Source organism: Mycobacterium sp., from assembly GCF_050701675.1.
Classification (GTDB): Bacteria; Actinomycetota; Actinomycetes; order Mycobacteriales; family Mycobacteriaceae; genus Mycobacterium.
This window is the reverse complement of record NZ_JBOGDD010001151.1, coordinates 1-1,737: the sequence shown is the minus strand read 5'-3', so window position 1 is coordinate 1,737 and position 1,737 is coordinate 1. Positions and strand designations below refer to the sequence as shown.

2 protein-coding genes and 1 pseudogene are annotated in these 1,737 nt (G+C 66.9%); 2 read left to right on the top strand and 1 reads right to left on the bottom strand.

The genetic code is table 11. The features are described 5' to 3' along the window. Nucleotides 1-214: pseudogene (locus ACRDUX_RS35625) on the top strand (aspartate aminotransferase family protein); the annotation flags it as partial. A gap of 113 nt (nucleotides 215-327) precedes the next feature. After that, nucleotides 328-1,143 (top strand): GNAT family N-acetyltransferase, encoded by an 816-nt coding sequence (locus ACRDUX_RS35620; protein ID WP_526421366.1) that lies wholly within the window; start codon nucleotides 328-330, stop codon nucleotides 1,141-1,143. A 174-nt stretch (nucleotides 1,144-1,317) separates the two neighbouring features. Here the strand turns inward: ACRDUX_RS35620 and ACRDUX_RS35615 are convergent. Next, on the bottom strand, nucleotides 1,318-1,737 hold a 420-nt coding region (locus tag ACRDUX_RS35615; RefSeq protein ID WP_526421364.1), incomplete at its 5' end, for a helix-turn-helix domain-containing protein.

Sequence of the window (1,737 nt, the reverse complement as noted above, 5' to 3'; positions counted from 1 at the left end):
GTTCACCGCAATGGAATTCGTCGGCGGCGACTCACCCGACGCGGCGACGGCTGGGTGGGTGGTCAACGAGCTGCGCGACCGTCGAATCCTCATCAGCTCCTCCGGGCCGCACGAGAACGTGCTCAAGATCCGCCCGCCGCTGCCGTTCACCACGGAGCACGCCGACCAGCTTCTCGGTGAACTCGACGACGTTCTCGCCCACGCACCGCGCTAGGACTCGGAACGAGACCGCATCGGCGTCCACTCATATCTCTGACTATAGTCAGAGATATGAGCGTCACCTCCGTCCTGCGGCGGTTCAATCGCACCTACACGCAACGAGTCGGTGTGCTCGACGAGTCATATCTGGGCACCGGCCGGCCGCTCAACGCGTCGCGGGTGCTGTTCGAGATCGCGAGCGCGGCAACGGTCACGATCCGCGAGCTGCGCGACCGCCTGGGCTTCGACTCCGGTTATGTCACCCGTATCCTCGCCCGGCTGGAGGGCGAGGATCTCGTCCGCGTCGTGCCGGATCCTGCCGACGGACGGCGCCGCATCGTCGAGCTCACCGCCACTGGCCGTGCCGCCGCGGCCGAACTGGAGGAGCGCTCGGAGAGCCTGGCCGCCGAGCTCGTCGCGCCATTGACGTCCCGGCAACAGCAGCGCCTCGCCGATGCCCTCGCGACCGCCGAGTTGCTCGTGCGTGCTGCCACAGTGCGCTTCGTGGAGGTCATGCAGGACTCGCCCGTCGCACACACGGCGCTGACGCACTATTTCGGCGAACTGAACGACCGGTTCCCACAGGGCTTCGACCCCGGTGCGCCCACCGATCCGGAGGCCGGTGGGCGCTACGTCGCCGCGCTCAGCGACGGGGAGCCGGTCGCCTACGGCGGCATCCGTCCGCTCGATGCGGGTGGGGCCGAGCGGGTCGCCGAGATCAAGCGCATGTGGGTCGACAGTGGCTGGCGTGGTGCCGGTTTGGGCGGCCGGATACTGCGCCACCTGGAGATGCTTGCCCGCGATCACGGATTTACCCGTGTGCGCCTCGACACGAACGAGGGCCTCGCCGAGGCGATCGCGCTGTACGAACGTGCCGGTTACGTCCGTATCGACCGCTACAACGACAACCCGTATGCCCAGCTCTTCTTCGAGAAGCGGCTCTAACGTGGGTCGGTGCGTCTTAGGTTCGTAACGAGCCGGATTGTCTTCGGCTGCTGAGTGTTTGGCCGCTCAGCGGGTGACAGCTAGCTCTGCGGCCGCACCGTTAGGACACTGCCAGCGAGATGCCGAGGCCGATCATCGTCACCGCGATGAGGCAGTCGGTCTGAACAGCCCGGCTCAGTTCGATGCCGCGCTCTCGATCGTGAACGCAATGGCCGCCGTTGCGAGATCGGTCGTCTGGGACAGATCGAATCCGGTGAGAGACGTGAACACGTGCAGACGTTTGCGCACGGTGTTGCGGTGGCGGTAGGTCCGCGCTGCGATGTCGGCGATGGTGCCGCCGTGTGCCACGAGGTCGCCGACGGTCTCGAGGATGCCGTTGCGTTCGTGTTCGGTGAGCGTGGCGAGCGGCCGGAAGACTGCGTCATGCAGGGCTTTTGACAGTTCTGGATTTGCCGCGGTGACGGCGTGCAGCCAGTTGTCCCGGACCCGGAGCACTCCGGGGTCGGATCGGCCGTGGACGGCCATCCGGGCGAGCCGGATGGTTCGTGGCACGGCGGCGAGGCCGTCGGCGTCGATGACGGCACAGACGTGTTC